Annotated in this window: 24 protein-coding genes and 1 riboswitch; of the genes, 1 reads left to right on the top strand and 23 read right to left on the bottom strand. The window is 39.0% G+C overall.

Going from position 1 to position 21,893, the window contains the following annotated elements; genetic code table 11:
- Window positions 1–14: 14 nt before the first annotated feature.
- The 22 genes from ACRPLQ_RS21135 to ACRPLQ_RS21030 form a co-directional block, all read right to left on the bottom strand.
- Window positions 15–131 (bottom strand): methionine/alanine import family NSS transporter small subunit, encoded by a 117-nt coding sequence (locus ACRPLQ_RS21135; RefSeq protein WP_141483520.1) that lies wholly within the window; start codon window positions 129–131, stop codon window positions 15–17.
- Complete coding sequence (locus ACRPLQ_RS21130; protein ID WP_165635036.1) at window positions 131–1,645, bottom strand: sodium-dependent transporter; 1,515 nt, start codon at window positions 1,643–1,645, stop codon at window positions 131–133. The genes ACRPLQ_RS21135 and ACRPLQ_RS21130 overlap by 1 nt, the downstream gene beginning before the upstream one ends.
- 249 nt (window positions 1,646–1,894) lie before the next feature.
- Window positions 1,895–2,647, bottom strand: a complete 753-nt coding sequence (gene yunB, locus ACRPLQ_RS21125) for a sporulation protein YunB (protein ID WP_034264201.1) — start codon at window positions 2,645–2,647, stop codon at window positions 1,895–1,897.
- An 89-nt stretch (window positions 2,648–2,736) separates the two neighbouring features.
- The gene (locus ACRPLQ_RS21120; RefSeq protein WP_013059641.1) at window positions 2,737–3,039 is read right to left on the bottom strand and encodes a YunC family protein; all 303 of its coding nucleotides are present in this window, start codon (window positions 3,037–3,039) and stop codon (window positions 2,737–2,739) included.
- 120 nt (window positions 3,040–3,159) lie between these two features.
- Window positions 3,160–4,014 (bottom strand): DUF72 domain-containing protein, encoded by an 855-nt coding sequence (locus tag ACRPLQ_RS21115; protein WP_048021828.1) that lies wholly within the window; start codon window positions 4,012–4,014, stop codon window positions 3,160–3,162.
- Window positions 4,015–4,115: 101 nt separating this feature from the next.
- Complete coding sequence (gene sufB / locus ACRPLQ_RS21110; protein WP_013059643.1) at window positions 4,116–5,513, bottom strand: Fe-S cluster assembly protein SufB; 1,398 nt, start codon at window positions 5,511–5,513, stop codon at window positions 4,116–4,118.
- 45 nt (window positions 5,514–5,558) lie between these two features.
- Entirely contained in the window at window positions 5,559–5,993 is a 435-nt protein-coding gene (sufU, locus tag ACRPLQ_RS21105) for a Fe-S cluster assembly sulfur transfer protein SufU (RefSeq protein WP_013085338.1), read from the bottom strand.
- Entirely contained in the window at window positions 5,983–7,203 is a 1,221-nt protein-coding gene (locus ACRPLQ_RS21100; protein ID WP_013059645.1) for a cysteine desulfurase, read from the bottom strand. The genes sufU and ACRPLQ_RS21100 overlap by 11 nt, the downstream gene beginning before the upstream one ends.
- Entirely contained in the window at window positions 7,203–8,510 is a 1,308-nt protein-coding gene (gene sufD / locus ACRPLQ_RS21095) for a Fe-S cluster assembly protein SufD (protein ID WP_014457887.1), read from the bottom strand. The genes ACRPLQ_RS21100 and sufD overlap by 1 nt, the downstream gene beginning before the upstream one ends.
- A gap of 17 nt (window positions 8,511–8,527) precedes the next feature.
- On the bottom strand, window positions 8,528–9,313 hold the full coding sequence (gene sufC, locus ACRPLQ_RS21090; protein ID WP_013059647.1) for a Fe-S cluster assembly ATPase SufC: 786 nt from the start codon (window positions 9,311–9,313) through the stop codon (window positions 8,528–8,530).
- A gap of 238 nt (window positions 9,314–9,551) precedes the next feature.
- Entirely contained in the window at window positions 9,552–9,917 is a 366-nt protein-coding gene (locus ACRPLQ_RS21085; protein ID WP_016765828.1) for a carboxymuconolactone decarboxylase family protein, read from the bottom strand.
- A gap of 121 nt (window positions 9,918–10,038) precedes the next feature.
- On the bottom strand, window positions 10,039–10,875 hold the full coding sequence (locus tag ACRPLQ_RS21080) for a MetQ/NlpA family ABC transporter substrate-binding protein (RefSeq protein ID WP_014457885.1): 837 nt from the start codon (window positions 10,873–10,875) through the stop codon (window positions 10,039–10,041).
- Between the two features lie 17 nt (window positions 10,876–10,892).
- Complete coding sequence (locus tag ACRPLQ_RS21075) at window positions 10,893–11,561, bottom strand: methionine ABC transporter permease (protein ID WP_016765829.1); 669 nt, start codon at window positions 11,559–11,561, stop codon at window positions 10,893–10,895.
- Entirely contained in the window at window positions 11,554–12,579 is a 1,026-nt protein-coding gene (locus ACRPLQ_RS21070) for a methionine ABC transporter ATP-binding protein (RefSeq protein WP_034264210.1), read from the bottom strand. The genes ACRPLQ_RS21075 and ACRPLQ_RS21070 overlap by 8 nt, the downstream gene beginning before the upstream one ends.
- Window positions 12,580–12,710: 131 nt before the next feature.
- A riboswitch (SAM riboswitch) is annotated at window positions 12,711–12,818 on the bottom strand.
- Window positions 12,819–12,998: 180 nt separating this feature from the next.
- Entirely contained in the window at window positions 12,999–13,298 is a 300-nt protein-coding gene (locus ACRPLQ_RS21065; protein ID WP_033580445.1) for a thioredoxin family protein, read from the bottom strand.
- Window positions 13,299–13,312: 14 nt separating this feature from the next.
- Window positions 13,313–13,663 carry a toprim domain-containing protein gene (locus ACRPLQ_RS21060; protein WP_025752660.1) on the bottom strand — a complete coding sequence of 117 codons (351 nt, stop codon included), beginning with the start codon at window positions 13,661–13,663 and terminating at the stop codon, window positions 13,313–13,315.
- A gap of 181 nt (window positions 13,664–13,844) precedes the next feature.
- Window positions 13,845–14,090: a YusG family protein gene (locus ACRPLQ_RS21055; protein WP_014457881.1), complete on the bottom strand. Its 246-nt coding sequence runs from the start codon at window positions 14,088–14,090 to the stop codon at window positions 13,845–13,847.
- Between the two features lie 79 nt (window positions 14,091–14,169).
- Window positions 14,170–14,553, bottom strand: coding sequence for a glycine cleavage system protein GcvH (gene gcvH, locus ACRPLQ_RS21050; RefSeq protein ID WP_014457880.1), 384 nt, complete (start codon window positions 14,551–14,553; stop codon window positions 14,170–14,172).
- Window positions 14,554–14,688: 135 nt separating this feature from the next.
- Window positions 14,689–15,045, bottom strand: a complete 357-nt coding sequence (locus tag ACRPLQ_RS21045; RefSeq protein WP_016765831.1) for an arsenate reductase family protein — start codon at window positions 15,043–15,045, stop codon at window positions 14,689–14,691.
- 116 nt (window positions 15,046–15,161) lie between these two features.
- Window positions 15,162–16,946 carry an acyl-CoA dehydrogenase family protein gene (locus ACRPLQ_RS21040; protein ID WP_013085347.1) on the bottom strand — a complete coding sequence of 595 codons (1,785 nt, stop codon included), beginning with the start codon at window positions 16,944–16,946 and terminating at the stop codon, window positions 15,162–15,164.
- 23 nt (window positions 16,947–16,969) lie between these two features.
- Complete coding sequence (locus ACRPLQ_RS21035) at window positions 16,970–18,148, bottom strand: acetyl-CoA C-acetyltransferase (protein ID WP_432236266.1); 1,179 nt, start codon at window positions 18,146–18,148, stop codon at window positions 16,970–16,972.
- Between the two features lie 12 nt (window positions 18,149–18,160).
- Window positions 18,161–20,542 (bottom strand): 3-hydroxyacyl-CoA dehydrogenase NAD-binding domain-containing protein, encoded by a 2,382-nt coding sequence (locus ACRPLQ_RS21030; RefSeq protein ID WP_432236273.1) that lies wholly within the window; start codon window positions 20,540–20,542, stop codon window positions 18,161–18,163.
- A 184-nt stretch (window positions 20,543–20,726) separates the two neighbouring features.
- Here ACRPLQ_RS21030 and ACRPLQ_RS21025 point away from each other — a divergent pair, with 184 nt between their 5' ends.
- Window positions 20,727–20,876 carry a YuzL family protein gene (locus ACRPLQ_RS21025; RefSeq protein WP_013059660.1) on the top strand — a complete coding sequence of 50 codons (150 nt, stop codon included), beginning with the start codon at window positions 20,727–20,729 and terminating at the stop codon, window positions 20,874–20,876.
- Between the two features lie 79 nt (window positions 20,877–20,955).
- Here ACRPLQ_RS21025 and ACRPLQ_RS21020 read toward each other — a convergent pair whose 3' ends face one another.
- Entirely contained in the window at window positions 20,956–21,873 is a 918-nt protein-coding gene (locus ACRPLQ_RS21020; RefSeq protein ID WP_028412084.1) for a proline dehydrogenase family protein, read from the bottom strand.
- Window positions 21,874–21,893 lie beyond the last annotated feature (20 nt).

Raw genomic sequence — 21,893 nt, 5'->3', positions numbered from 1 at the left:
TGCTTCCTGTTTTTTTATCCTGATGGTTTACTTTCTTTTGCTTTTTTCACAGCATGAGCAATACTCGCGGCCAAGCCGCCCCATATGATGACCATCCCTACAACCATCATTGTAATTGAACTTCCATCCATTATTTAGAAACCCCCTTCTCTTTAACTGACAAACGAGTCGCCCCATCTTTCCATCGTGCAAAAGAAAAAGCAATTCCTAAAATAACAGCCAGAGCTGCCACGCCCCAACCAAAAGGACCTACAAAAGTCGTTGCATACTGCTCGTAATTTTCTGAAATATTTTTTCGGAAGTTATCAAACATCATATACCCAAGTACAAGCGGTGTAATTACTCCTAAACATATCTTCCACCATGAACCGATTCGAATATCAGAAACTTCGTTTGCATGCTGCTGAAGGCTGCTCAGCTTTTTAAATACCCAAGCAACTAATACAACTTCTACTAAGCCTGCTAAAGCAACTCCGAAGTTATTAATGAAATAATCGACCACATCTAAGAAATAAAGTCCGCCCTGTGTTGCAAATAATAGGGAGCAAATTGAAGCGATTCCTCCGCCTATTAATACGGATTTTGTACGTGAGATAGTAAATTTATCTTGAATGCCTGCTACAAATGTTTCAATAATTGAAATAAGCGACGTTAACCCTGCTAATGTTAAGGAAGCAAAGAATAACATGCCAAACAGCTGTTTAAAGGCTGGAAATTCATTAATAATTTGCGGGAAAACAACAAAGGCTAGTCCTACGCCTCCCTGAACCACCTTATCGATTGGGATACCTTGCTGAGTAGCCATAAAACCAAGTGCGCTAAACACACCGATTCCTGCTAGTAATTCAAAAGCGGAATTACCGAATCCAGTAATAAACGCATTATTAGTTAAATCAGATTTTTTTGGAAGGTAACTGGAATAAGTGATCATAATAGCAAAACCAACAGATAAACTAAAGAAAATTTGACCATATGCTGCAATCCAAACCTTTCCATCTCCAATTGCGCTCCAGTTTGGTTTAAAAAAAGCGTGCAGACCTTCCATTGCTCCGTCCAATGTTACTGCTCGAATGACAATGATTAAAAAGAGAACAATTAGTGTTGGTAAAAAGATTTTATTTGCCGCTTCAATTCCTTTTTTGATTCCTTTTAATAACACACCTAACGTCACAATCCATACAAGTACAAGCGGAATTAAAACATGTAATACGATGCTTCCTGTTTGTCCTGGTGCTTCGGCTAACTTTAAGTAATCTCCATATAAAAACGCTTCCGTATCCTTTCCCCAGCTTAACTTAAATGAAAAGATAAAATACGACATCGCCCATGCGATAATAACGGAATAGTAAACTGAAATAAAAAAGGAAATAGCTACTTGCCACCAGCCTAGCCACTCAGCCTTTGGACTTAGTCTCGCTAATGATAAAGGAGAAGAACCTTTATATTTATGACCTATAGCAAACTCCATGATTAAAATAGGAATCCCTGCCGTCAACAAAGCAAATAAATAGGGAAGAAAAAATGCTCCTCCTCCGTTTTCATATGCAGTAGCTGGAAACCTCCATATATTCCCTAGTCCAATTGCTGAACCTGCTGCTGCTAAAATAAACCCTGCTCTTGATCCCCACTGCGGCCTATTTTCCACCGTAATTCCCCCTCTTGTTCTCTCCCTACTCTCTTTTTATCGCAGATCAACGAGAATTTTTTATAATTTTTTGATTATTCTTTCTATAACTTCCTATTTCAAATTATAGAAGGGAGAAGATAGTATGTCAAAATATTTTTTATAGAAAATTCAGACAAATTAACCGATGAATAAAAGCAGGTATGAAAGTCTTTTTGAACTTCCGTACCTGCTTTTTCAATAACACTTTATCACGTTAATATAATATTGTTAATTTTTCTTCGGAAGTTCAATCGCTGGAGAAGACGAGTTTCCACCGTTAAAATAGTCAGGAACATTTCCAGGAATAACGGTGCCTCCGACTGGGATTGTAGCCGTAACGGTTGTTTTTTTAGTTGCAAATGGGATAATGATTTGCATGTTTACTTTCACTTTGATAGATACTTCAAGAAACGCATTATTTATTCCATACTCCTCGATTTTTCGCACTACGTCTGTTTGAACGTCACCAATAGCATGAAATTTAACCGGAATCAGCGGACCCAGATTTCCAAGCAGCGCATTATTAGTCGCTTGCCCAAGCGGAACTTGGTAGACAATTCCTTGATTCCGCAACTTTTCATTTTTTTCAATACGAATATCTGTTGGAAGTTCAAGTGCATCTAAATTCCCTTTCTCTGCTTCTTTTAAGTTAGCCTGGACAAATGACGTAGTTTGAGCTCTAACTCGGTTCACAAGCGCTGTGTCAATTTTGGCTACTTGACCGTTAGGTGTAGATTCCACTTTAATGACATCTACGTCGAGCTGATCGAGTACCTGTTTATTCACCGCTTTATTAATAACTAAAGTTGCAATCTCTTTTGTTTGTGCTTCAGCATATTTCATCAACGTTGGTTCAATCCCTCTATTAATTAGCCATAATCCTACCCCTGTGGAAAGCATAAAAAAAAGAAAGGTGAGCAACAGAACGTAACGAAAAGGAAGCGGGCCTTTTCTTGTTAATTTCCGACGAAGTTTAACCAAAAAAAATCCCTCCTTACAAGCTATATGTATGCATGTATAAGGAGGTTCACGCTTCTTTTAAAAAGTTTTATCTTAAATTCTCGACTATATTAAAGCATTTTCAATAAAGCATCTTTGCCAATTGTGCCTTTAAAAATCCCTCTTTTTTCAGCTTCAAGCGTTACAGATTCAAGCGGCGCTTCAAGAAGCTGCTCAATTGTACGTACACCTACAGCTCTTCCAGCTATTATTTGACGATCAGCTAATTTATCATTTAATAGACCTACGTCTAGTGCTCCGCACATAATGTAGCCTTTATCTGATGAAATGGTTAACAAAGTTGTTTTTGGCAGCAATACGGTAACTGCATTAAACGTATGACCTTCAATTACGATAGGCGCTAAGGTAATCATAGTAGCTCACTCCTTTCTTAATCAATTTATGATTTTGAAAGAAAAAAGTGAGGTTTTACATATACTTTTCTACCTATTTAACGTTTAGAGTAATCCTTGTACATTTTATAGACCTCGGTGCTAAAATTCATTAAAAAAATCTAGTTGCTTAGGAGCTAAATTCTCATATTCAATATTTAATAAGCTCATGAGCTGTTTGGCATTATGTACAGCATCTCCGCCAGAGTTATTATTAAATAACAAATAAATGTCCTTCGTTTGTTTTTGCAGCTTTTCAAGACGTTCTTTCCACTCTAGGAGCTCTTTTTCATTGTAGCGATACAAAAACCTTACCGCTCGCCAATTGCCTTCTGCGGGCTTATTCCAGCCGTGTACGTTTCGTCCATGAAAACGTATAAGTGTTTTCTGTTTATCTGTAGCATGAATCACAGTGGGAATAGATCCTTCTCCTGCCTGCGGTTCATCACAAATACCATGAATCCACTTCTCTTGTTCCATAAACGTTAACGTTTTATCATAGAAAAATGGTTTAAACCAAGATTGATTTCGAAACTCCAGTGCTACTGGCAAATCTCCAAACTTCTCACGGCTATACCTCAAATAGGCTACGTTTTCTTTTGTACAGTCAAACCAAGGCGGCATTTGAAATAAAATCATACCAAGCTTATTTGAACTTACGTACGGCTTCACTGATTCTAAAAATGCATGAAACATTTCTTCTTTGCTATCAAACGGATTTCCTTCTCTCATATGCCCCGTCATGCCTTGATAGGCTTTTACCACAAAACGAAAAGATTCCGGCGTATCATTCACCCACTTTTCTACATTTGACTTAGGTTGAATGGCGTAAAAAGATGAATCGACTTCAACAATTGGAAAATGGCCTGCGTATACGGCAAGCTTGTCTCTTGATGAAACACCCGCTTCATATAATGAATCATGATCTCCCCAGCCTGTAACTCCAATATAAATCATGCCATTCCTCCTCTATTTTCTTAGATTGCTTTTCTTTATTTTAATACAAACGATACAAAAAAACTCGTTTGCTTAAACAGCAAACGAGTTTTTATCTATTATTAACCGATTGAACCTTCCATTTCAAATTTGATTAGACGGTTCATCTCTACTGCATATTCCATTGGAAGCTCTTTTGTAAATGGTTCAATAAAGCCCATTACAATCATTTCTGTCGCTTCTTCTTCAGAAATACCGCGGCTCATTAGATAGAATAATTGTTCTTCAGATACTTTTGATACTTTCGCTTCGTGTTCAAGTGAGATGTTGTCATTTAAAATCTCATTGTACGGAATTGTATCAGAAGTTGATTGGTTATCCATAATTAGCGTATCACACTCAATGTTCGCACGTGCACCTTCTGCTTTACGGCCAAAGTGTACGATACCGCGGTATGTTACTTTACCGCCTTGTTTTGAAATTGATTTTGATACGATCGTTGAAGATGTGTTTGGTGCTAAGTGAATCATTTTTGCACCAGCATCTTGGTGCTGTCCTTTACCAGCAAGGGCAATGGATAATGTCATACCGCGTGCGCCTTCGCCTTTTAAGATAACAGCTGGATATTTCATTGTTAACTTAGAACCGATGTTTCCATCAATCCATTCCATTGTTGCGTTTGCTTCACAAACTGCACGTTTTGTTACAAGGTTGTATACGTTGTTTGCCCAGTTTTGAATTGTTGTATAGCGGCAATACGCGTCTTTTTTGATGATGATTTCTACAACGGCACTGTGAAGAGAGTTTGTTGTATAAACAGGTGCTGTACAGCCCTCTACATAGTGGACGTGTGAGCCTTCATCAGCAATAATTAACGTACGCTCAAACTGTCCCATATTTTCAGAGTTAATACGGAAATAAGCTTGTAATGGTGTATCTACTTTTACGCCTTTTGGTACGTAAATGAATGATCCACCAGACCAAACCGCTGAGTTAAGAGCAGAGAATTTGTTATCCGTTGGCGGGATAACTTTTCCAAAATGCTCGCGGAAAATATCTTCGTTTTCTTTTAGCGCCGTATCTGTATCTTTAAATACGATACCTTGCGCTTCAAGATCTTCTTTCATATTGTGATAAACAACTTCAGATTCGTACTGAGCTGATACACCCGCAAGATATTTTTGCTCTGCTTCAGGAATACCAAGTTTATCAAACGTTTGTTTAATTTCTTCAGGAACTTCATCCCAAGAGCGTTCAGACTTCTCAGATGGTTTTACGTAGTACGTAATTTCATCAAAGTCTAAGCTTGCCATGTCTCCGCCCCACTGTGGCATTGGCATGTTGTAGAAGTGCTCTAGAGATTTCAAACGGAAGTCAAGCATCCATTGTGGTTCCTCTTTCATACGAGAAATTTCTTCTACGATTTCTTTTGTTAAACCGCGTTTAGAGCGGAAAATTGATACGTCTTTATCGGAAAATCCATATTTATAATCGCCGATTTCTGGCATTTTTTTAGCCATCTTTTATTACCCCCTACTTGATAGGATTGGGAATGAATGAAGGTCTTATTTTTGTTCGTTAAGACCTTTTTCCATCGCTTTCCACGCTAGTGTTGCACATTTAATACGCGCAGGAAATTTTGCTACACCTTGAAGTGCTTCAATATCTCCTAAATCTATACTATCATCATACTCTTTACCTTGCATCATGTCAGAGAAGATATGGGCCATTTTAAACGCTTTGTCTACTTCTTGACCTTTAATTGCTTGTGTCATCATTGAAGCTGATGACATTGAAATTGAACATCCTTCACCTTCGAACTTTGCATCCACCACTTTGCCGTCCTCTACTTTTAAAGAAAGTTCAATGCGGTCTCCGCACGTCGGGTTATTCATATGAATGTTCACAGTATCTTCATTCAATGTTCCACGATTACGCGGGTTTTTATAATGGTCCATAATTACTTGACGATAGAGAGTATCTAAATTATTAAAAGCCATTTGTAAAATACTCCTTCGTTTTTATTAATGATGACACCAATTTATCTACTTCTTCTTCCGTGTTATACAGATAGAAGCTTGCACGTGCAGTAGATGATACGTTTAAATATTTCATCAGCGGCTGCGCACAGTGATGACCTGCACGAATCGCAATTCCATCAGCGTCTACTACTGTTGCAACGTCGTGCGGATGCACATCTTCAATATTAAACGTCACAACACCCGCTCGCTCTTTCGGTCCGTAAATCGTAATTCCATCTACTTGCGATAAGCGATCCAGTGCATATTGCGCTAGCTTGTGCTCATGTGCTTGAATGTTATCTAAACCAACTTCTTCTAAGAAATCAATCGCTGCACCTAAACCAATTGCACCTGCAATGATTGGCGTACCTCCTTCAAATTTCCAAGGAAGCTCTTTCCACGTTGATTCGTATAAGTTTACGAAGTCAATCATTTCGCCGCCAAACTCGATTGGTTCCATTTTTTCAAGAAGCTCTTTCTTTCCATAAAGAGCGCCGATTCCAGTCGGTCCGCCCATTTTATGTCCAGAGAAAGCAAAGAAATCACAGTCTAAATCTTGTACATCCACCTTCATGTGAGGCGTACTTTGCGCACCATCCACAACCATTACTGCACCGTTAGCGTGTGCAATTTCTGCAATTTCTTTTACTGGGTTAATTGTACCCAATACGTTAGATACTTGCATAATCGATACAATTTTTGTGTTAGATGTAATCGTGCTTTTTACCTCTTCTAGTGAAAGTGCATGATCTTCTGTTAGTGAAATATATTTTAACGTTGCACCTGTTTCCTTGGCAACTTGCTGCCAAGGAATGATGTTACTGTGATGTTCCATATAAGTAATCACAATTTCATCACCAGGTTTAAGATTCGCACGGCCATAGCTTGCAGCTACTGTATTAAGAGCTGTCGTTGTACCGCGCGTAAAGATAATCTCTTCCGTTGATTTTGCATTAATAAACTTACGAACCTTTTCACGAGCGCCTTCGTATCCGTCTGTTGCTCTTGTACCAAGCGTGTGAACACCTCGGTGTACGTTTGAGTTATATTCTTTGTAATACTTCTCAATTGCTTCAATTACAGCAAGCGGCTTTTGTGAAGTTGCTGCACTGTCTAAATAAACGAGTGGGCTGCCATTTACCTCTTGGTCTAAAATAGGAAATTGTTTACGAATATCAGAGATATTCATTATCGAACTTTCCTCTCAATTAAATCCGTTAATTGTTTTTTAACCGTTTCGATTGGCAACTCGTTTACCACTGGTGCTAAGAACCCGTGAATAACTAGACGTTCTGCTTCTGTTTGCGGAATACCGCGGCTCATTAAGTAGTAAAGCTGAATTGGATCTACGCGTCCAACAGATGCAGCGTGTCCTGCTGTTACATCATCTTCATCAATTAGAAGAATTGGGTTTGCATCTCCACGTGCTTTTTCACTTAACATTAACACACGGGATTCTTGCTCAGCGTTTGATTTAGAAGCACCGTGTTCAATTTTACCGATACCGTTAAAGATTGAAGACGCGCTTTCTTTCATAACGCCGTGTTTTAAAATGTAGCCTTCAGAATGTTTTCCGAAGTGTACGATACTTGTTGTTAAGTTTTGAGACTGCTCTCCACGTCCAACTGTTACCGTTTTTGTATCTCCATATGAACCGTCGCCCATTAGATACGTTGTATTTTCTGAAACTGTATTTCCTTCACTCATTAAGCCTAAAGCCCACTCAATGCGACCATCTTTGCCCGCTACGCCGCGGCGGTTCACATAAGTAGTTGTACCTTTAGCTAAGTAGTCAACAGCTCCAAACGTTACTTTTGCATTGCTGTTAGCGAATACTTCCGTCACGATATTGACAACACCGTTTGACTCTTCAGCAGTAGCAATGTAGTTTTCTACATATGTTACTGAGCTGTTGTCTTCAGCTACAACAATAACATGGTTGAATAAAGCTGCTTCTTCATCTTCACGGACAAATACAGCTTGAAGAGGCTCTTGTACTTCTACATTTTTAGGAACGTATACAAATACACCGCCGTTTAATAACGCTGCGTTTAATGCAGTTAAACGGTGCTCATCTACTTTAACTCCGTCTTTCATGAAGTACTTCTCAACAAGGTCGCTATGCTCTTTAGCAGCTGTTTGAATATCTGTGAAGATAACGCCTTGAGATTTTAGCTCTTCTGTTAATGTTGAGTATGCAGCTGTTTGGTCACGCTGAACATATAGATTCTTAACCGCTTCTGTATCAATCAGTGCTTTAACCACTTCTGGAAGCTCGTCTACGGATGAGATTGTGCTTGCCTGTGAAGTGTGCTTGTCAAAAGCAGTAAAGTTCCATTTCGAAATGTTTGTTTTATCTGGCTTTGGAAGTGCAAGATCTTCTGCTTTCGCAAGAGCTTGTAAGCGAAGATCTAGCAGCCAACTTGGTTCATTAGCTTCTTTTGAAAAGCTGCTGATGTACTCTTGATCAAATGGTAATTTCGTATCAATAGTCATAGAGATCCTCCTAACTCTTAAGCTTCTTGCTCTACAGTTTCGTCTTCAATACCTAATTCTTGTTTGATCCAGTCATAACCTTCTGCTTCTAGACGCTGCGCTAATTCTGGTCCACCTGATTTTACAACGCGACCTTGCATCATAACGTGAACTTTATCTGGTGTAATGTAGTTTAATAAACGTTGGTAGTGAGTGATCATTAAGCAACCAAACTCGCTGCCGCGCAGTTCATTAATACCTTTTGATACAACTTTTAACGCATCGATATCTAAACCAGAGTCGATTTCATCTAAAATTGCAATTCCTGGTTGAAGCATCATTAATTGAAGAATTTCGTTACGCTTCTTCTCACCGCCAGAGAAACCTTCGTTTAGGTAACGCTGAGCCATGTCTTGATCCATTTCTAAGAAATCCATGTTTTTGTCTAATTGACGGATGAATTTCATTAGTGAAATTTCTTCGCCTTCTTCACGACGAGCATTAATTGCTGAACGTAGGAAGTCTGCGTTTGTTACCCCGCTGATTTCACTTGGATATTGCATCGCTAGGAATAGACCTGCACGAGCGCGCTCATCTACTTCCATCTCAAGTACATCTTCGCCGTCTAGCGTGATGCTTCCTTGTGTAACCTCGTATTTAGGATGTCCCATGATTGCTGAAGATAATGTTGATTTACCAGTACCGTTTGGTCCCATGATTGCATGGATTTCGCCGCCCTTAACTTCTAAATTAACACCTTTTAAAATTTCTTTACCTTCAATTGCAACATGAAGATCTTTAATTGTTAAAGTTGACCCTGCCATATTAAAACCTCCAGTTATAGACGTATATAGTAAAAAACGATATACCTATATCTTTTTAATTATTCTCATTTTATTCTCATTACAATCTTATAACAAATGAAAACTTATAGCAACCTTTTGACCCAAAAGGTTTTAAACCATTATGTACGTTTTTTAAGACTAAATCCACTCATAAAAAAGTTGCCTTAAAAGACTCGATAGAGCCTTCTAAGACAAGCTTTTTACCCGCTTTATTTACTTAGTGCGTGTGGCTAGTCAGTTCTGAAACACACTCTTGGACAAGCGTAACGGACTGACTCATCGCTGCGCCTCCGCCAAATGCCGCTGATACTCCGCATGCTTCTAAAATTTCTTGCTCAGTTGCACCTTGATCAATGCAGCCTTTTGTATGATAAATCATACAGTACTCGTCTTGAGCTACTACGCTGATTCCTAGCGCGATTAACTGCTTTTCTTTTTTAGAAAGAGAACCTTCTCCAAAACATGCTTCAGTAAACGCATTAAACGTTTTTGTTACTTCCGGCAATTTTTCGCTAAATTTCCCAACACCCATTTTATAATCATGAAGTGCTTGCTCAGTTGAATGACGTGCTTCTTGCTGCATAACGTCAGCTCCCATCATCAGTAAAGTTTTCACGGTTAGTATGCGTGAGAAAAATAAGAGTTATTCGTTTTGATGCATACAAAAAAGCACTTGCCCAGAGTTGGCAAGCGCTTTTCTTCTATTATTTATTTACCGGCAATACTCCGCCTTTGTATTTTTCTTTAATGTAGTCTTGAATTTCTTTAGAGTGAAGAACTTTTACTAAAGCTTTCACTGTATCTTTATTTTCGTCACCTTTGTGAACCGTAATGATGTTTGCATATGGGTTATTTTCTTTGCTTTCCACTGCGATTGGATCTTTTACTGGATCTAAACCAGCATCGATAGCATAGTTAGCATTGATAACAACAGCGTCACCTTCATTGTTTTTGTACATTTGAGGTAACAATCCGCCTTCAACATCGGCTTTAAATTTTAAATTCTTAGGGTTTTCTACAATATCTTTAATTTGTGCGTCTGTTTTCTTTACGCCTGGTTTTAATTTGATCACGCCAGCTTTTTCAAAAATCGATAAAATACGTCCTTGCTCTGCTACTGCATCACGCATAATAACTGTGCCGTTTTTCGGAAGATCTTTTAAGCTTTTGTATTTTTTAGAGTAGATACCAATTGGTTCAATGTGAATGGCACCGGCACTTACGAAATCATACCCTTTTTCACCTTTATGATCTTTTAGCACTGAATTCATATAAGGAACGTGCTGGAAGTAGTTTGCATCAATTTCATTGTTTGCAAGAGCTGTGTTCGGTAAGATGTAATCTTGGAATTTTTTAATCTCTAAATCAATTCCTTGTTTTTCCAAAATAGGTTTTGCTTGTTCTAAAATTTCAGCATGAGGCGTATTAGATGCACCCACGACAATTTTCTTTTCATCTTTTGATCCATTGTTAGATCCACACGCCGCTAATCCTACTACTAGCGCAGATGTTAATGCTAAAGCTGAAAGCCATTTTTTCATAATAAATAATCCTCCCTTTATCTTTTATCAATTTTTGCAGTAATCGCATCTCCAATAAGTTGGATAATAAATACAATAATCAAAATTAAGATCGTAGCGGCTAGCGTTACGTCATTATGACTGCGCTGGAATCCTTCTAAATATGCAAGGTTTCCAAGACCTCCAGCTCCAATCACACCCGCCATTGCCGTATAGCCGACTAACGCAATGGTTGTTACTGTCAAACCGGAAATCAAAGCTGGCAGCGATTCAGGTAACAGCACTTTAAAGATAATAGTGCTTGTTGTGGCTCCCATTGATTTAGCAGCTTCAATAACACCTTTATCAATTTCACGCAGACCAATTTCTACAAGACGCGCATAAAATGGTGCTGCTCCAACAATTAAAGCCGGTAACGCTGCATTAGCGCCTAAAATACTTCCTACCAATGCTTTGGTAAATGGAATCAGTAAAACAATTAAAATAATGAATGGAATGGAACGAAAGATATTTACAACCGCCGACACAATGGCATATAAAGGTTTGTTTTGCCAAAGCTGTCCTTTGGACGTTAAAAATAAAAGCAAGCCCAATAAAATACCTAGAACAAATGTGGCTACAACTGAAATAGCCGTCATATATAGTGTTTCATTTGTCGCTTGAATAAAATCATCTAAAATAACGTTTGGAAATAGTTTCTCAAGCATTTGTCATTACCTCCACTTCTACCTGCTGCTCATGAATGTATGCAATGACTTTTTCAACTTCTGTTAATTCTCCGTCTAAATGAACGAACAACGTCCCGTATGAACCTGTTTGTGTATGAGAAATCTTTCCTTGCAAAATATTAATCGTTACATCAAACTGTTTTAAAATCGTTGTAATGAGCGGTTGCTCTGCTTTTCCGCCAACAAACGTCAGCTGAATAATTTGCCCGCTTGGATACAGCTCTTTTACTTGTTCAATCGTTTCAAACGTTTCCTCTGGTTCAGAAATCTGTTGAACGAATCGTTTTGTAATCGGCTGCTTAGGTTTTCTGAATACTTCTAGCACTTGTCCTTCTTCTACTACTGCCCCATTTTCCATAACGGCTACTCGATGACAAATTTTACGAATGACGTGCATTTCATGAGTAATCAATACAATGGTTAACCCTAGCTTCTCATTAATATCTACTAACAGATCTAAAATAGAATCTGTCGTTTGAGGATCAAGCGCTGATGTTGCTTCATCACAAAGCAATACTTTTGGATTGTTCGCTAGCGCTCGAGCAATCCCAACACGCTGCTTTTGTCCGCCACTAAGCTGTGATGGATAAGCATCTTCACGCCCTTCAAGCCCGACTAGCTTGATAAGTTCGTCTACTCGTTTCATTCTTTTTTCTTTTGAAATCCCTGCTATTTCTAACGGAAAGGCAATATTTTCTCGTACCGTACGCGACCACAAGATATTAAAGTGCTGAAATACCATACTAATTTCTTGTCTAGCTTTTCTGAGTTTTCCGCCTTTAATTTTTCCAATATCATTACCTGCTACTTCGACCGTTCCTGTTGTTGGTGTTTCTAATCCGTTTAGCAAGCGAATCAAAGAACTTTTCCCCGCTCCGCTATAACCAATAATTCCGTAAATTTCTCCTTGGTTAACGGTTAGATTCACATTATCAACAGCTGTTACTTGACCGCTTTTGGCCTGATAAATTTTTGTAACGTCTGTTAATGTAATCATATTTCTTCACCTTCTTTAATAAAAACTTAATTATGTTAGGTTGCCCTATAGGATGAAAAAGCCGTAAAACAATTTTCCCCATTAAAAAAGCCTCTCTGCGCATGACAGAAAGGCTCGATATTTAATCCTTTCTCTCATCTTTCAAAGCGCATAGCTTTGCAGGAATTGGCACCATTTCAGTTAGTCTGACGGTTGCCGGGTTTCACAGGGCTCAGTCCCTCCACCTCTCTTGATAAGAGTTCGCAACAATTATTTTGTTTTTAGGAAATATTCATTCATTTATGAACATTCATGAGTGTGATTTTAGCATGTGTCAGATAGGCTGTCAACAGATTTTGTTCTTGGGATAATATCCCAAGATTTCAACAGCCCCAACGGTTCGCTCTCTTTCAACTTCTTCATTTTAAACAAACGTTTGATTATCGAAGCTCCTCGAGTACGTGCTCGATGGAATGAAACGCGTAGAGTTTTTTTACCATTTCACCATTTTCCACTTCAATCAAACAAGGTACGCTTTCAATAGAAAATAATTCTGCTTTTGAAGGCATATAATTTAAATTGCTCATTCCGATGGTTACATCCGGCAGCATCGCTTCTGCCACGGTTAACATTTTTTTTGCCAGCTGACATGTCCCGCAAAAAGGCGTATGGAAAAAGATAAAGGCTCTTTCTCCTTCTTTTAACTGATCATCCAGCTGTTTTTCGCTCCATTCTTGCATGTTGCTCATTCCTTTTATGTTAAAAATTCTGCATTAACATCGATATTGGCACTCAGCAATACTGTTGCTATGTGATGTCTAGGGGCGGCAGCAACTTCTCGGTACATTTTATCAATATATAGATGCTCTGCTTCCGGAAGCTCTCGTTTAAATTGTTTTCTCAGCTTATTCCCTGAATCATCAGAGTCAACGAGTATGTATACCTCTTTGTTAAAAGTACAGTCAATAATTTCATCCAGCTTTGATAAACTAATCGTACCGTTTGTACAAATAATTTCAATTGGTTCTCGAATGATATCTTGAATACGCTTTTTATCTGACTTTCCTTCGACAATAATTACTTTTTCAATTTCAATTAGCCCCATTTTCATCACCCATAATCGTCAGTTGTATAGTAACATCATTTCTTTATGCTATACAATATTCGTTAATGTATCACAGTTCACCTGTTTTTTAAAAGAAATTTGCAAGAAAGAACTCTTTTAAAAGGCAGTTTAGGCCATATTATCTCTATAAAACAAGAAAAACAGCGGCAGTTGCCACTGTTTAGCACCATCCTGCTTCTTCATCGCAGTCTGTATATTTTTGCGTTTCACCTTGTTTTTGTACGTCCGCGTATTGATAGAACTTATTATTTTCTTGCGAATATCCTTCTTCAAAGCGGTATTCATTGCCGCTTGTTCCGTAGCTAACTTCACCAATTGGCTGCTTATCAACGTATAATTTCATACCGCCGTCATGAAATTTAGCTGTAACGCGATCTGTAACGTCCATTTTTTGTTTTTCAAACATAAAAAGACACTCCTTTAGCTTGTTTACTAATAGAGTGTCCAGTCAAAAACTTTTCATAAAGACAATTTATGGAGGAATATTATCCTTCGTTTGTCATTTCTTCGTATTGCTCTGCTGTCATCAGCTTGTCTACTTGAGAAGCATCAGATGGTTTGATTGTAATCATCCATGCTTCTTCGTATGGAGATTCATTAACAAGTTCAGGACTATCGCCTAAGTTGTCGTTTACTGCTACAACTTCACCGCTAATTGGTGCGTAAAGCTCAGAAACTGTTTTTACTGATTCAACGCTACCAAACGGCTCGTCAGCTTCTACTGTTGCTCCTACTTCTGGCAGTTCAACGAATACGATGTCTCCAAGCTCAGCTTGAGCGAAATGTGTAATACCTACGCGGACAACGTCTCCTTCTGTTTTTACCCATTCATGCTCTTCAGAATAACGCAAATCTTTTGGTGTACTCATCTTAATCCCTCCAAAATATGTATCGTAATTTGTTTATATAAAAAGCGCCTTCAATGTGGAGAACACTTTCTACAACCTAAAATAACTTCCTATTAACAGTGTAACGTAAAAGGTAAAAATTTTCTATTTGAAAACTTACTTCCACACGTCCTCAAACTGCTCTTCTTTGAAGCCAAGCGTTACTTTTTGTCCATCTGTTAGCAGCGGACGCTTAATTAACATGCCATCTGACGCAAGAATAGACAGCAGTTCTTCTTCACTCGCACTGCTTACTTTATCTTTAAGCCCTAATTCGCGATACTTTTTACCGCTTGTATTAAAGAATTTTTTTAATTCTAAGCCGCTGTTCTGATAATAAGACTGCAGTTGCTCTTTTGTTGGCGGGTTTTCTACAATATGAATTTCTTCATACGCTACTCCGTTATCATCCAGCCACTTCTTTGCTTTTCGGCACGTACCACACTTTGGATATGAATAAAAAAATAATGACATTTCGTCAACCACCCTTTATTTTAAGCTTTTTTCGTATTTTAACACATCCTTTATCATTTACCTAGATAGAGGCTTCTTAAACAAAAAGAAGCTCGCGAAGCGAGCTCCTTTTTCCCTTAAACTGTGAACTTCTCTACTTCTAGAAGTGTTTTTGCAATCTCGCGCTTTACGCTAATCACATTGATTGGTGTATAGCGCGTTAACTTGCGAAGAGACGAAAGCATGACTCTAAGCGTATCACCTTGTTCAACGCCAATTAACGTTTCTTTTGCATCTGCTTCAATTCGATTAAATGCTTCTTGGCAAAATACTTGCGTATATTTTACTTTCAAGCTGTTTTGATCTGCACCTGTTTTGGAAATCGCTTTTTCAGTACGTAAAACAGTGGATTCCATTGCATATACGTTACTAATCATATCAGAAATATTAACGAGAATTTCTTGTTCTTTCTCTAATTCTTTACCATACTTCTGTGCAGCTAGACCTAAAAGCAAGAGCGCAATTTTCTTTCCATTTTGCACAAGCATTTTTTCTTGATCTAACGGCTCATTGCCTACTTCCTGCGGCATAAGCATCATCAATTCTTCTTGAAGCGTTTGTGCTTTTTGAAGCAGCGGAAGCTCTCCTTTTAGCGCTTTGCGTAAATACGTGCCTGGTACTAAGAGACGATTAATTTCATTTGTCCCTTCAAAAATACGGTTAATGCGGGAATCGCGATACAAGCGCTCGATTTCATACTCACTCATAAAACCATAGCCTCCGTGAAGCTGCACCCCTTCATCTACGATGTAGTCAAGAGATTCCGTGGCAAACACTTTGTTTAATGAGCATTCAATAGCATATTCAGCAATGGAAGCGGCAATTTGTTTTCCGTCTTTTTGCTGTTCTTCTGAAAGCTGGCCCATATGGTCTTCAAAAAGTCCTACCGTACGATAGACGGAGCTTTCAGTTGCGTACAATTTAGAAGCCATTGTTGCTAACTTTTCTTGGGTTAATGAAAATTTAGCAATGGGCGTTTTAAACTGCTGACGCTGGTTAACATATTGAGACGTAATTTCTAACGCACGTTTACCTGCTCCAACTGCTCCAACTCCAAGCTTATAGCGCCCAATATTTAAAATGTTAAACGCAATCACATGACCTTTTCCAATTTCACCCAACACGTTTTCTTTTGGAACAAGCGCATCTTCAAGAATCAACGTTCTTGTCGATGAACTCTTGATTCCCATCTTCTTCTCTTCCGGTCCAACCGAAACGCCTGGGAATTCTCGTTCAACGATAAAAGCAGAAAATTTATCGCCGTCGATTTTCGCATACACCACGAACACATCAGCAAATCCGGCATTCGTAATCCACTGTTTTTCTCCATTTAACACATAGTGTGTACCTTCTGCGTTAAGGCGAGCTGTTGTTCGAGCACCCAGGGCATCGGAACCAGAACCAGGTTCTGTTAACGCATATGCTGCTATTTTTTCCCCAACTGCTAAAGCAGGTAAATATGCTTGCTTTTGCTCTTCTGTTCCAAATAAGACGATTGGCAATGACCCAATTCCTACGTGAGCACCATGAGTGATGGAAAATCCGCCTGCTCGAGACATTTTTTCAGCAATTAAAGCCGAGGTAATCTTATCTAAACCGAGTCCACCGTATTCTTCCGGTACATCTGCACCAAGTAACCCTAATTCACCAGCTTGTTTTAATAACTTTACAGAGCGGTCAAACTCATGCTTTTCTAAATATTCCACTTGTGGAAGGACTTCATTTTCTACAAATTCATCTGTCGTCTTGGCAATCATCTTTTGTTCAGATGTATAATCCTCCGGCGTGTAGACGCGGCTTGCATCGCCTTCTTCAATTAAAAAACTCCCACCTTTAATCATTTGTTTTGTTTTATTTGACATGTTCATATCCCCCTTTGAAATGATTATGCTAACAATTCAAATACACCAGCAGCTCCCATTCCTCCGCCAATACACATGGTGACAATACCAAACTGCTCATTTTGACGCTGCATTTCGTGCATTAAGCTAAGAGTCAGCTTAGCTCCGGTACAGCCTAATGGATGACCTAAGGCAATAGCGCCTCCGTTTACATTTACTTTATCTTCATTAATATTTAATTCACGAATAACGCCAAGTGCTTGAGAAGCAAATGCTTCATTTAATTCAAACAGTCCAATATCAGAAAGCTCCAGCCCAGCTAGTTTAAGAGCTTTAGGTATGGCAGCTACCGGGCCAATCCCCATTACTTCAGGCGGAACACCTCCAACTGCAAATGAACGAAACTTAAGCAAAGGCTTTAACCCTTCTGCTTCAGCTTGTTCTTTATCCATTAGAAAAACGGATGCAGCTCCGTCACTTGTCTGCGAAGAGTTTCCAGCTGTTACGGATCCTTTAATCGAAAAAGCTGGACGAAGTTTCCCTAATACATCCGCAGTTGTGCCAGGACGAACTCCTTCATCTTGAGAGAACATCAGCTTTTGTTCACGGAGCTTATTGTTTTCATCCACTTTTCGAAGCGTCACTTCCACCGGAACAATTTCGTCGTTAAACTTCCCTTCTTGAAGTGCTTTTGCTGCTTTTTGATGGCTGCGTACAGCAAACGCATCCTGGTCTTCACGTGAAATGCCGTATTTCATCGCTACTTGTTCTGCTGTATGTCCCATGCCCATATAATATTCCGGCGCATTTTCAACCAGTTGAACATTCGGACGCGCTACGTTTCCAAACATCGGAACAAAACTCATTGATTCTGCTCCTCCAGCTAACACTGCTTTGGCTTGCCCTAGCATAATTCGTTCTGCACCGTAGGCAATACTTTGCAAACCTGATGAACAATAACGATTAATCGTTATTGCTGGCACCGTATAAGGCAAACCCGCAAGAGCGCCAATATTTCGAGCCATATTCAAACCTTGTTCCGCTTCAGGCATCGCACAACCAATAATTAAATCATCAATTGGTCCTTCGTATCCGCCTGCTCGGCGAAGAGTTTCTTTAACCGCAATGGCTCCCAAATCATCAGGTCTAACACTTGCCAGTGAACCTTTTTTTGCTTTTCCAACCGGTGTCCTAGCACCTGCTACAATAACTGCTTCTCTCATTTTTTCTCCCCCTTAATTACGCAGTGGTTTTCCTTTAACTAACATGTGCTGCATACGTTCTTGAGACTTCGCTTCTCCAACAAGGCTTAAAAATGCTTCTCTCTCTAAGTCCAGCAAATACTCTTCATCAACTTCCGAACCAAACGCTACACGTCCTCCGGCTAACACAAATGCTAACTTACTAGCAATTTTATAATCATGTTCTGATATATATCCTGAATACTTCATGGATTGAGCTCCTAGCAGCAACGTTGCATATCCTGTTTCTCCAACCACAGGGATCTTAGTTCTTACAGGCGGTTTATAGCCCGTGTCATGTAAAGCAAGGACTGAGTTCTTCGCATCATTCAGCAAGTGATCTCCGTTTACGCTGATGCCATCATGGCGGTTTAAAAAGTTTAGCTGTCTAGCTTCTGCAGCAGAGGCAGATACTTTTGCAGTAGCAATTGTTTCAAATGTTTTATTGGCAATTTGCTGAAGATCGAGCGTTACCCCGTTCGGTAAACCATTTAGCTGTTTGATATAAAGCTCCTTATTACCTCCTCCACCAGGAATGAGTCCGACTCCTACTTCTACAAGACCCATGTAAGTTTCAGCAGAAGCTTGGATTTTAGCTGACGGTAAGCAAATTTCTGCTCCGCCTCCAAGAGTCATCGCAAATGGAGCTGCAACAACCGGCTTTTCGTTATATTTCACCTTCATCATTGCCTGTTGAAATTGTTTAATGACAAGCTCAACTTCAAAATAATTGTCATCTTGTGCTTCCATCAAAATCATAGCTAAGTTAGCGCCAACGCAGAAATTTTTTCCTTGGTTTCCTATGACCAGCCCCTTATAATTCTTGTTCACTTCTTCAAGAGACTGATTCAATAAGCTGATAATATCTAGCCCAATCGCATTGTTAGGAGAAGTAAACTGCAGGCATGCCACATCATCTCCTAAATCAATTAAGCTCGCTCCGCTGTTTTCTAAAATGACATTATTTTGAGAGCGTAAAGATGACAGGTGGATCACCTTTTTATTTTCTTTTACTGCTTTATACTCATCCTCTTCGTAGTAAAGCGTTTGACCTTCCATTTCTTTATAAAAGCTTGTAAATCCATTTTCCTGCATTTGTTTTACCCACTGCGGGATGGCTAAGCCAGACTGCTCCATCTTCTCAATTGATTTTTCTAAACCAATTGCATCCCACGTCTCAAAAGGACCCATTTTCCAGCCAAATCCCCACTTCATAGCTTGATCAATGGCGACGATATCGTCGGCGATTTCATTTTTCAACTGTGCTGCATACACAAGAACGGGGCTGATAATGTTCCAAAGAAGCTGTCCAGCACGATCATCAGAATATATAAGCGCTTTCATTTTGTTTTGCAGCCCTTTTGCCTGCTTACTTAATTCGGTAGAAGCTGTTTTTAACTTCTTTCTTTCGACGTATTGAAGTGTATTAGGATCAAGTTCTAAAATTTCCTTGCCTTTCTTTAAAAAGAAGCCTTGCCCCGACTTGCTTCCCAGCCAGCCATTTTCCTGCATTTGTTTCATAAATAAAGGCACGTCGAATACCTCTTTTTCTTTGCCTTCCACTTTGTCAAACACATTGTTTGCCACATGAATAAATGTGTCTAGTCCCACTACGTCTAACGTTCGAAACGTTGCGCTTTTTGGTCTTCCAATTAAGGGACCCGTCACAGAGTCAACTTCTCCCACGCTGTAATTACCTTTTAACATTTCTTGAACGGTCACAAGTAAACCGTACGTACCGATACGGTTGGCGATAAAGTTAGGCGTATCTTTTGCAATAACTACTCCTTTACCCAATACATCTTCACCAAACGTTTTCATATATTCAACAATTTCTGATTTTGTGTCATGAGTTGGAATAATTTCTAATAACTTTAAATAACGAGGTGGATTAAAAAAGTGCGTTCCTAAGAAATGCGCTTTAAAATCTTCTGAGCGTCCTTTAGCCATTTCGTGGATCGATATTCCTGAAGTATTTGAACTTACAATACTTCCTTTTTTTCGTACGCCGTCAATTTTTTCAAACAACTGCTGTTTAATATCAAGGCGTTCCACTACTACTTCAATGATCCAATCGCAGTCGCTTAACTGCTGTAAATGATCTTCAAGGTTTCCCGGCGTAATTAACGATAGTGACGACTTCGACGTTAAAGGTGCCGGTTTTTGCTTCGTTAATTTAGCTAAAGCAGTTGTGCTCAACCGATTTCTGACTTGCCTATCTTCAAGCGTTAGCTGTTTTTTTTCCTCGTCTGGTGTTAATGAAGCTGGAACCACATCTAGCAAAAGCGTTGGAATTCCTACATTCGCTAAATGAGCTGCAATTCCAGAGCCCATAACTCCTGAACCTAAAACGGCGGCTTTTTTTATGTTCATAATTATCCCCACATCCCCTTTGATATATTGAATGAATGGTCATTCATTTTATGTGTAAAAAAAGAGAGTCACTGTTAATCTCTGTTTTTACTATAAAGCATTTTTAAAATTTTCGCAATATATTCACAATATTATCTCTAACTATTTTTAATGTGTTTGGTTATCTTAATACACAGGAGGTGATTTTGTGAGTAAATTAAAGAAAGATCCATCTTCAGCAGGCGTAAGCGCAGCAAGCGTTAAAGGAAATGCTGGACCGGTTAATGAACCGCACGGACGCGGCAAAAAGACATCTCAAAACCAGCAGTACACAAAGCATAATACACAAGGACATTAACCTCAAAATCGAACATGAGTAATCGAATCATGTTCGATTTTTGACTATTTCTTATTCTGTCATCACGACCATTTCATGGTTATTTTTTTACGATTCCTTTTAAGACAAATGCGACATTTGCAGGTCTTTCTGCAAGGCGCCTCATAAAGTACCCATACCAGTCCGTTCCATAAGGAACGTACACTCTCATTTGATATTGTTCTGCTACGAGCTGAACCTGCCTTTCTGGTCGAATACCGTATAGCATCTGGAATTCAAACTGATTCATTGAAATTCCATGCTTTTTAACAAACTCTTTTGTATACTGAATGATTCGTTCATCATGAGTAGCAACTGCTGTGTAGTGACCGTTTAATAAATGAAGTCCAATTATGTTTTTGAAGTTTTCGTCTACGTCTTCTTTATCAGGAAAAGCCACGTCTGCCGCTTCTTTGTACGCTCCTTTTACTAACCTTAATTTAGGAGCATAAGCATCTAATTCGCGAACGTCACTTTCTGTTCGATATAAGTATGCCTGAAGTACCGTCCCTACGTGGTCATACTCACTTTTTAATTGTTTAAACAGCTTAATCGTCTTGCTGCATCGCTTATAATCTTCCATATCAATCGTCACGAACACGCTATATTTTTCCGCTTCATTTAGAATATGACGCATATGATGAAGCGCCAGATCTTCAGAAATATCAAGTCCCATAGACGTTAATTTCAAAGAAATTTCTGAATCTAACCTTTCTTTGTGTATAAGATGGATGGCCTTTATGCATTGAGCCACAGCATTATTGACTTCAGCTTCACTTTCCACAAACTCTCCGAGATAATCAATCGTTACTTTTAATCCCTGTTCATTTAGCTTTTTTATCACACTAACAGCTTCATCGATGGTTTCCCCTGCAACAAACCTTGCTGCCCCAAAACGTAAACCATAGCGCTTAGCCAGCTTTGTTAACTTTTTGCTTTTTGATAACAATAAAAAAAAGTTTCTTATCGTTTGTTCCAAAGCAACCCCCCGCCTTCACT

It is taken from the genome of Priestia sp. TRN 1309 (assembly GCF_050846875.1).
Classification (GTDB): domain Bacteria; phylum Bacillota; class Bacilli; order Bacillales; family Bacillaceae_H; genus Priestia; species Priestia zanthoxyli.
The sequence above is the reverse complement of the archived record's forward strand: the minus strand, read 5'-3'. Positions and strand labels throughout refer to the sequence as shown.

What these genes read in the sequence shown, in the direction of transcription:
- ACRPLQ_RS21135 (WP_141483520.1), bottom strand. Translation starts at nt 131, where the DNA reads ATGGATGGAAGTTCAATTACAATGATGGTTGTAGGGATGGTCATCATA.
- ACRPLQ_RS21120 (WP_013059641.1), bottom strand. Translation starts at nt 3,039, where the DNA reads ATGATTACCTTAGCGCCTATCGTAATTGAAGGTCATACGTTTAATGCA.
- ACRPLQ_RS21115 (WP_048021828.1), bottom strand. Translation starts at nt 4,014, where the DNA reads ATGATTTATATTGGAGTTACAGGCTGGGGAGATCATGATTCATTATAT.
- sufB (WP_013059643.1), bottom strand. Translation starts at nt 5,513, where the DNA reads ATGGCTAAAAAAATGCCAGAAATCGGCGATTATAAATATGGATTTTCC.
- sufU (WP_013085338.1), bottom strand. Translation starts at nt 5,993, where the DNA reads ATGGCTTTTAATAATTTAGATACTCTCTATCGTCAAGTAATTATGGAC.
- ACRPLQ_RS21100 (WP_013059645.1), bottom strand. Translation starts at nt 7,203, where the DNA reads ATGAATATCTCTGATATTCGTAAACAATTTCCTATTTTAGACCAAGAG.
- sufD (WP_014457887.1), bottom strand. Translation starts at nt 8,510, where the DNA reads ATGACTATTGATACGAAATTACCATTTGATCAAGAGTACATCAGCAGC.
- sufC (WP_013059647.1), bottom strand. Translation starts at nt 9,313, where the DNA reads ATGGCAGGGTCAACTTTAACAATTAAAGATCTTCATGTTGCAATTGAA.
- ACRPLQ_RS21085 (WP_016765828.1), bottom strand. Translation starts at nt 9,917, where the DNA reads ATGCAGCAAGAAGCACGTCATTCAACTGAGCAAGCACTTCATGATTAT.
- ACRPLQ_RS21080 (WP_014457885.1), bottom strand. Translation starts at nt 10,875, where the DNA reads ATGAAAAAATGGCTTTCAGCTTTAGCATTAACATCTGCGCTAGTAGTA.
- ACRPLQ_RS21075 (WP_016765829.1), bottom strand. Translation starts at nt 11,561, where the DNA reads ATGCTTGAGAAACTATTTCCAAACGTTATTTTAGATGATTTTATTCAA.
- ACRPLQ_RS21070 (WP_034264210.1), bottom strand. Translation starts at nt 12,579, where the DNA reads ATGATTACATTAACAGACGTTACAAAAATTTATCAGGCCAAAAGCGGT.
- ACRPLQ_RS21065 (WP_033580445.1), bottom strand. Translation starts at nt 13,298, where the DNA reads ATGCAAGAATGGAGCGAAAAACAGCTGGATGATCAGTTAAAAGAAGGA.
- ACRPLQ_RS21060 (WP_025752660.1), bottom strand. Translation starts at nt 13,663, where the DNA reads ATGGGGCTAATTGAAATTGAAAAAGTAATTATTGTCGAAGGAAAGTCA.
- ACRPLQ_RS21055 (WP_014457881.1), bottom strand. Translation starts at nt 14,090, where the DNA reads ATGTTTGAAAAACAAAAAATGGACGTTACAGATCGCGTTACAGCTAAA.
- gcvH (WP_014457880.1), bottom strand. Translation starts at nt 14,553, where the DNA reads ATGAGTACACCAAAAGATTTGCGTTATTCTGAAGAGCATGAATGGGTA.
- ACRPLQ_RS21045 (WP_016765831.1), bottom strand. Translation starts at nt 15,045, where the DNA reads ATGTCATTATTTTTTTATTCATATCCAAAGTGTGGTACGTGCCGAAAA.
- ACRPLQ_RS21040 (WP_013085347.1), bottom strand. Translation starts at nt 16,946, where the DNA reads ATGTCAAATAAAACAAAACAAATGATTAAAGGTGGGAGTTTTTTAATT.
- ACRPLQ_RS21035 (WP_432236266.1), bottom strand. Translation starts at nt 18,148, where the DNA reads ATGAGAGAAGCAGTTATTGTAGCAGGTGCTAGGACACCGGTTGGAAAA.